9 protein-coding genes are annotated in these 6,931 nt (G+C 66.0%); 8 read left to right on the top strand and 1 reads right to left on the bottom strand.

Translation table 11 applies throughout. The features are described from left to right. The coding region (locus ACLQ62_RS02640) for a DUF4031 domain-containing protein (protein WP_411720109.1) at nucleotides 1-311 on the bottom strand (311 nt) is incomplete at its 3' end. Between the two features lie 221 nt (nucleotides 312-532). Here ACLQ62_RS02640 and rplU point away from each other — a divergent pair. The 8 genes from rplU to ACLQ62_RS02600 all read left to right on the top strand — a co-directional run bounded on the left by rplU (nucleotide 533) and on the right by ACLQ62_RS02600 (nucleotide 6,922). After that, nucleotides 533-841, top strand: coding sequence for a 50S ribosomal protein L21 (gene rplU / locus ACLQ62_RS02635; protein ID WP_411720108.1), 309 nt, complete (start codon nucleotides 533-535; stop codon nucleotides 839-841). Between the two features lie 19 nt (nucleotides 842-860). Then, entirely contained in the window at nucleotides 861-1,121 is a 261-nt protein-coding gene (gene rpmA, locus ACLQ62_RS02630; protein ID WP_121672712.1) for a 50S ribosomal protein L27, read from the top strand. Nucleotides 1,122-1,202: 81 nt separating this feature from the next. Further along, nucleotides 1,203-2,786, top strand: coding sequence for a GTPase ObgE (gene obgE, locus ACLQ62_RS02625; protein WP_411720107.1), 1,584 nt, complete (start codon nucleotides 1,203-1,205; stop codon nucleotides 2,784-2,786). Nucleotides 2,787-2,789: 3 nt separating this feature from the next. Further along, entirely contained in the window at nucleotides 2,790-3,578 is a 789-nt protein-coding gene (gene proB, locus ACLQ62_RS02620) for a glutamate 5-kinase (protein WP_411720106.1), read from the top strand. A 38-nt stretch (nucleotides 3,579-3,616) separates the two neighbouring features. After that, nucleotides 3,617-4,915, top strand: coding sequence for a glutamate-5-semialdehyde dehydrogenase (locus ACLQ62_RS02615; protein WP_411720105.1), 1,299 nt, complete (start codon nucleotides 3,617-3,619; stop codon nucleotides 4,913-4,915). A gap of 52 nt (nucleotides 4,916-4,967) precedes the next feature. Continuing rightward, entirely contained in the window at nucleotides 4,968-5,171 is a 204-nt protein-coding gene (locus tag ACLQ62_RS02610) for a hypothetical protein (RefSeq protein WP_411720104.1), read from the top strand. Nucleotides 5,172-5,177: 6 nt separating this feature from the next. Continuing rightward, nucleotides 5,178-5,777, top strand: a complete 600-nt coding sequence (nadD, locus tag ACLQ62_RS02605) for a nicotinate-nucleotide adenylyltransferase (RefSeq protein WP_411720103.1) — start codon at nucleotides 5,178-5,180, stop codon at nucleotides 5,775-5,777. Continuing rightward, entirely contained in the window at nucleotides 5,774-6,922 is a 1,149-nt protein-coding gene (locus ACLQ62_RS02600) for a hypothetical protein (RefSeq protein ID WP_411720102.1), read from the top strand. The genes nadD and ACLQ62_RS02600 overlap by 4 nt, the downstream gene beginning before the upstream one ends. Nucleotides 6,923-6,931: the final 9 nt, after the last annotated feature.

Raw genomic sequence — 6,931 nt, 5'->3', positions numbered from 1 at the left:
CGCCTTGGGGGCCGGCGCGAGCGGCGGCGCGGCGCGCCGCCCCGTTCCGTTCGCTCACGGGCGGTGATCCGCAGTCCGCTGCGAATCAGTCGCCGGACGAGTTCGTGCCCGTCGACAGGCACGGCCCCCGCCTCGACAAGACCCTGGTACTTCGAAGCCGGCACGTCGTAGTGATCGAGGTCGAAACCGCGCCGCGGAATGTCATTCGCCCCGGCAAAGGCGTGCAACTCATCGAGGGACAGGTCACTGATCAGGTGGCTCCACAGCGTGTCGTGCGCAGGCCAGCGTGGGGGATCGATGAGGATGGCCATGGGAGAATTCTAGGAAGACGCGACACGGCATCCGTTGCATTTGTGGGATTGGGTGCGATGAAGTAAAGTTTCCTGTTGGCGCACGTTGGCTTATCACCCGTTTGCCCATGGTTTTCTGTCAGCTTGACCTCCCTTCCCGCTGGGGTCTACCGCACAGTGAATTTTCCTTTGACAGATTGAGCTCGCAAGCGTGCAGCTCCCCAGAGAAGTAGGTACGAGAAGTGGTTTACGCAGTAGTGCGCGCCGGTGGCAGGCAGGAAAAGGTAGAGGTCGGAACCATCGTGACGATGGACCGGGTCAAGAACATCAAGGACGGCAAAGTCGAACTGGCTGCCGTTCTGCTGGTCGACGGTGAGAACATCACCACCGACGCTGAGAAGCTTGCGAAGGTCAAGGTCACCGCTGAGTTCCTCGAGAACCTCCGCGGCCCCAAGATCCACATCCAGAAGTTCAAGAACAAGACCGGTTACAAGAAGCGTCAGGGGCACCGCCAGGAGCTCACCCGCGTCAAGATCACCGGCATCAAGTAGAGCCTGAGGGAGAACAGACATGGCACACAAAAAGGGCGCGAGTTCCACTCGCAACGGTCGCGACTCGAACGCACAGCGCCTCGGCGTGAAGCGCTTCGGTGGTCAGGTCGTCTCTGCCGGCGAGATCATCGTTCGCCAGCGCGGCACCCACTTCCACCCCGGCGTCAACGTCGGACGTGGCGGCGACGACACCCTGTTCGCTCTCTCAGCCGGTTCGGTTGAGTTCGGCGCCAAGGGCGGCCGCAAGGTCATCAACATCGTGACGGCGGCTGCCGAGTAGGTAACCGTTTGTTTTTCTCAGGGGCGAGCTTCGGCTCGCCCCTGAGTTATTTATGAATCATTAAGTTTTTGGAGGGCTCTCGTGGCCACATTCGTCGATCAGGTGACATTGCACCTGCGTGCTGGAAACGGCGGTAACGGATGCGTGTCTGTTCGTCGGGAGAAGTTCAAGCCACTGGCCGGTCCTGACGGCGGAAACGGCGGGAACGGCGGCGACATCGTGCTCGTCTCCGACCCCCAGGTCACCACCCTCCTCAACTACCACCGCTCACCGCACCGCCGGTCGGAGAACGGTGGCCCCGGCATGGGAGACCACCGCAGCGGGACGATGGGCGAAGAGCTCGAGCTTCCTGTTCCCGTTGGAACCGTCGTCAAGGATGCCGACGGCAACGAGCTCATCGACTTCGACGAGCCCGGGATGCGTTACGTCGTGGCACAAGCCGGACAGGGTGGCCTCGGTAACGCGGCACTGTCGACCACGAAACGTAAAGCCCCCGGCTTCGCACTGCTCGGAACGCTTGGCTGGGAAGGCGACGTCACCCTTGAACTCAAGGTGGTCGCCGATGTCGCTCTCGTCGGTTACCCCTCCGCCGGTAAATCGAGCCTGATCGCCGCCATGTCGGCCGCGAAACCGAAGATCGCCGACTACCCCTTCACGACGCTGCACCCCAACCTCGGCGTGGTCCAGGCCGGCGACAACCGGTACACCGTCGCCGACGTCCCCGGGCTGATCGAAGGCGCCAGCGAGGGCAAGGGGCTCGGCCTCGAATTCCTGCGGCACGTCGAACGCTGCTCGGCGCTCGTCCACGTGCTTGACTGCGCGACTCTTGAGCCCGGCCGCGACCCGATCAGCGACCTCGACATCATCCTCGGCGAGCTCGGCGCGTACCCGGTCCCCGAAGGGCAGCTGCCGCTGCTCGAGCGCCCCCAGTTCATCGCGTTGAACAAGATCGACGTCCCTGAGGGACGCGACCTCGCCGACCTGGTCAAGCCGGACCTCGAGGCTCGCGGCTACCGCGTGTTCGAGATCTCCACGGTCAGCCACGAGGGGCTCCGCCAGCTCTCCTACGCCCTTGGCGACCTCGTCGCCACCGAGCGTGAAGCGCGCCGGGCGGAAGCTGCCGAGAAACCGCGCATCGTCATCCGCCCGAAAGCGGTCGACGAGTCGAAGTTCTCCGTCGTCGTCGAAGGCGGCAGCTACGGCGACATCTATCGTGTGCTCGGTGCGAAGCCCGAACGCTGGGTGCAGCAGACCGACTTCACCAACGACGAAGCGGTGGGCTTCCTCGCCGACCGGCTCGCGAAACTCGGCGTCGAAGACGGTCTGTTCAAGGCGGGCGCCGTCGGCGGCTCGACCGTCATCATCGGCAAGGGCGACGGCGTCATTTTCGACTGGGAGCCCACCCTGACCTCATCCGCCGAGATGATCACCACGCCCCGCGGGCTCGACGCCCGACTCGACGCGAACAACCGGCCGACCCGCAACCAGCGCCGTGAAGAGTACTTCGAGCGGATGGACGCGAAGAGCGCAGCCCGCGCCGAACTCCTCCGTGAGAAGGAATCAGGCATGTGGACCGAGCAGTACGAGGCCGACGAGCAGGCAGCAGCGGCCGCTGCAGCCGCAGAGCGGGCGACAGCCGCATCCGGCGCTGACGAGGACAAGTAGGACATGGCGTTAACCGGCCGCGACGGCATCCGTTCAGCACGCCGTGTCGTCGTCAAGGTGGGTTCGTCGTCGATCAGCGGGAACAACGCCGGTCAGATCGCCCACCTCGTCGACGCACTCGCCGAGGCCCACGGCCGCGGAACCGAGATCATTCTCGTGTCCTCGGGCGCGATCGCGATCGGGATGCCGTTCCTCCAGCTGACCGCCCGGCCAACCGACCTGGCCACTCAGCAGGCGGCGGCCGCTGTCGGCCAGAACGTGCTCATCTACCGCTATCAGGACAGCCTCGACCGCTACGACATCGTCGCCGGGCAGGTACTCCTCACCGCGGGCGACCTGGAGATCGCCGCACACCGGAGTAACGCCCAACGCGCGATGGAACGACTGCTCGCCCTGCGCATCCTGCCGATCGTCAACGAGAACGACACCGTCGCAACCCACGAGATCCGGTTCGGCGACAATGACCGATTGGCCGCCCTCGTCTCGATCCTCGTCGAGGCTGACGCGCTCGTGCTCCTCAGCGACGTCGACGCGTTGTACACCAGGCCGCCGTCCGAGCCGGGTGCCGAACCCATCGCCACCGTCCGCGCGGGCGACGGGCTCAGCGATGTCACATTCGGCGACATCGGTGCCGCCGGCGTCGGCACCGGGGGAGCGTCGACCAAGGTTTCAGCCGCTCGACTCGCGGCGGAGGCGGGCGCCGGTGTGCTGATCACGTCCACCGCCCAGGTCGCCCGGGCACTCAACGGGGACGACATCGGAACCTGGTTCGAACCCACCCCTCGCCGCTGAGGTCCGCCCGCGTGCGCCGAACTGGCTAAAATCAGACCATGACCACAACGACTGAATCCGCTTCGGTACAGGCCGGGACGGCGAATCCGGCAGACGGCGTGCACGACCGGTTGAAGCGAGCCCGGGTCGCCTCCCGCGCCCTCGCGACAGCGCACGGCGATGTCAAGAACCGCGCGCTCGAAGCTCTCGCCGTTGGCGTCGTCGACGCGACCGCGCGCATCCTCTCCGCCAACGCTGCCGACCTTGCCAACGGGGAACGCTCGGGCCTCGCCGCCGGGCTGATCGACCGCCTGCGCCTCGACGAGAGCCGGGTCGCAGCCCTCGCATCCGCCGTGCGGCAGATCGCCGCCCTCGCCGACCCGGTCGGCCAGACCCTTCGCGGTTCCCGCCTGCCCAACGGGGTGAAGATCGACCAGGTGCGGGTACCGTTCGGTGTCGTCGGTGCGATTTACGAAGCCCGACCCAACGTCACGATCGACATCGCCGCCCTGGCTGTGAAAAGCGGCAACGCCGTCGTTCTCCGCGGCGGTTCAGCCGCCGAGAACACAAACCGGGAACTGGTCTCCGTGATCCAGGATGCCCTCACCTCGGCTGGACTGCCTGCGGATGCCGTACAGACGGTCGACGACTTCGGTCGCGACGGTGCAACGCAGCTGATGCAGGCCCGCGGCCTCGTCGACGTACTCGTGCCGCGGGGGAGCGCCTCCCTCATCCAGGCCGTCGTCACCGAATCCCGGGTACCGGTGATCGAGACCGGTGCCGGCGTCGTGCACATCTACCTCGACGAGTCCGCCCGGCTCGACTGGGCCACCGAAATCGTCCACAACGCGAAAGTTCAGCGGCCCAGTGTGTGCAACGCGGTCGAAACCGTGCTTGTGCACCGGGCTGCGGCCGAACGGCTGCTGCCGTCCGTGCTTTCCCGGCTGACGGCATCCGGAGTCACCATCCACGCCGACGACGCCGTCGCGACACTGTTCCCCGACGCCGTGCCCGCCACCGACGAGGACTGGGCGACCGAGCACATGAGTCTGGACATCTCGGTACGGGTCGTCGACGACCTCGATGAGGCGCTCGAGCACATCCGCCGGTACTCGACCGGTCACACCGAATCCATCCTGACCGAGGACGTTGCGGCAGCGGAGCGATTCCTCGCGGAGGTCGACTCGGCCGTCGTCATGGTCAACGCGTCGACCCGGTTCACCGATGGCGGCGAGTTCGGATTCGGCGCCGAGGTCGGAATCTCCACCCAGAAGCTCCATGCGAGAGGCCCGATGGGTGTCACCGAGCTGACCAGTACAAAGTGGACGGTCCGGGGTACCGGCCAGGTGCGTGGATAGTCGGTAGACTGGACTTCGCGCCGACGAGCGCAGAGACCCGAATGGAGTACACATGTCGTTTGCGACAATCCTGATCGCTGAGGCAGCACAGCACGCGGAACTACCGATGCCGGCCATCATGTACGGCGTCATCGCGCTCATCGTCTTCCTCTTTCTGGGCGTTGCAACCTTCAGCTACCGGGATGTCGCGAACCGCCACGGCGGACGTGTCGCGGCTCGGGAACGCACCGGGTCGAGCCAGGGAACCGGCCACTAGCCGGTAATGGCAGACCTGCCACGCCCACCTCGGGTCGGGGTGATGGGCGGCACCTTCGACCCCATCCACAACGGCCACCTTGTGGCAGCCAGTGAAGTGGCACAGTCGTTCGATCTCGACGAGGTCATCTTCGTGCCGACCGGCCGGCCGTGGCACAAGAACGTGGTCACTCCGGCTGAGCACCGCTACCTCATGACCGTGGTTGCGACGGCATCCAACCCCCGCTTCACCGTGAGCCGGGTCGACGTCGACCGCGAGGGCACGACCTACACGATCGACACGTTGCGCGATCTGCACGCGGCCCGCCCCGAAGCCGAGCTCTTCTTCATCTCGGGAGCCGACGCCATCCAGCAGATCCTCAGCTGGAAAGACGCCGACGAACTCTGGTCGCTGGCCCACTTTGTGGCTGTGAGTCGCCCGGGACACGCCCTCAATATTTCAGGATTGCCGCAGCAGGACGTAAGCTTGTTGGAAGTTCCGGCTCTGGCGATATCATCCACTGACTGTCGGAGCCGGGTGAGCCGGGGATTCCCGGTCTGGTATTTGGTTCCCGACGGTGTCGTTCAGTACATCACCAAACACCACCTATATCGGAGTAATGCATGACCCCGCTGCCCGACGAGCAACCGCTCTCTCGTCGCCAGCTGCGAGAGCAGCAGCGAACGACCGAGACGAGTAGTACCCCCATCGAGCCCCGTTCGCGGCGCGTATCGACGTCTTCCGTCACTGGCGGAGACATCCCCGAGGTGACGACCCCGCCCGAGCCCGAGCTCTCCACCGAAGAAGTGGCTGAGCTTGAAGAAGCCGAGGCAGCAGGTCTACCCCTCACGCGGAGGCAGGCCCGTGACCTCGAGCGGGTGCGCACCGCCTCGCTGAGCGTCATCACGTCTGCTCCACAGGAGCCCGGGGCTGCGGATGCCGCCAGCCAGGTGCCCGAAGACACTGCCCCCGCTGAAGCTGCGCCGGCGACCGTTGACGACGTTGCCCGGAAGACGCCGGCGAAGCAGGGCTCGAAGAAGGCCAAACGCGCTCAGGCCGCCAGTGCGAACCGTCTCCCGTCGTTCGTGCCGTCGTCCGCTCCGGTTGCCGAAGCCGACGTGGTGGATGCCGAGATCATTCCGGCCGACCTCGACACCGCGTCCGATGACCGCATCGTCAAACCCCTGACTGTGGCGCCGACCGAGTCGGCGTTCGGCCCGGCCGCGATCGCCCAGGCCGCGCTCGACAGCGCAACCCCGAAACTGTCGAGCAGCTTCGGCCAGGCGGTGTTGACGGGCGAGAGCACCACGGCGCCGGTCCTCGACCAGCCGTTCGACCAGATCATCGCGCGCGGGCTGGAAGAGGCCGGAAGCGGTGTCAACACGAGCTCGATCATCCTGCCGTCGATGCCGAACTCGCATCCGCTGACCGGGCCGCTCTCCGCCAACGGCAACGTCGTCATCACCGGATCCATCGACCTTCCCTCGAGCATGGGCTCGTCGGGCGCGCACCCGGACCATTTCGACCGGTCCGACATCGACGCCATGTTCGACGCCGAAGACGAAGCCCGGCCGGCGACCGGCGGAACTCCGGTTTCAGCCAGCAAGGCCGTCAGCACCCACACGGCGACCCGCGACGTCATCACGCCGCCGGCTCCTGCACGCAGCAACAGGCTGCTCCTCATCCTGGCCATCACCGCCGGCGTCCTCGCCGTCGCAGTGCTGGCCGTCATCATCGTCGGTATCGCGGCCGGCGCATTCCAGTCGCGATAACCACCCCGA

The sequence above is a fragment of the Mycetocola sp. genome, assembly GCF_046716805.1.
Lineage (GTDB): Bacteria > Actinomycetota > Actinomycetes > Actinomycetales > Microbacteriaceae > Mycetocola_A.
The sequence above is the reverse complement of the archived record's forward strand: the minus strand, read 5'-3'. Positions and strand labels throughout refer to the sequence as shown.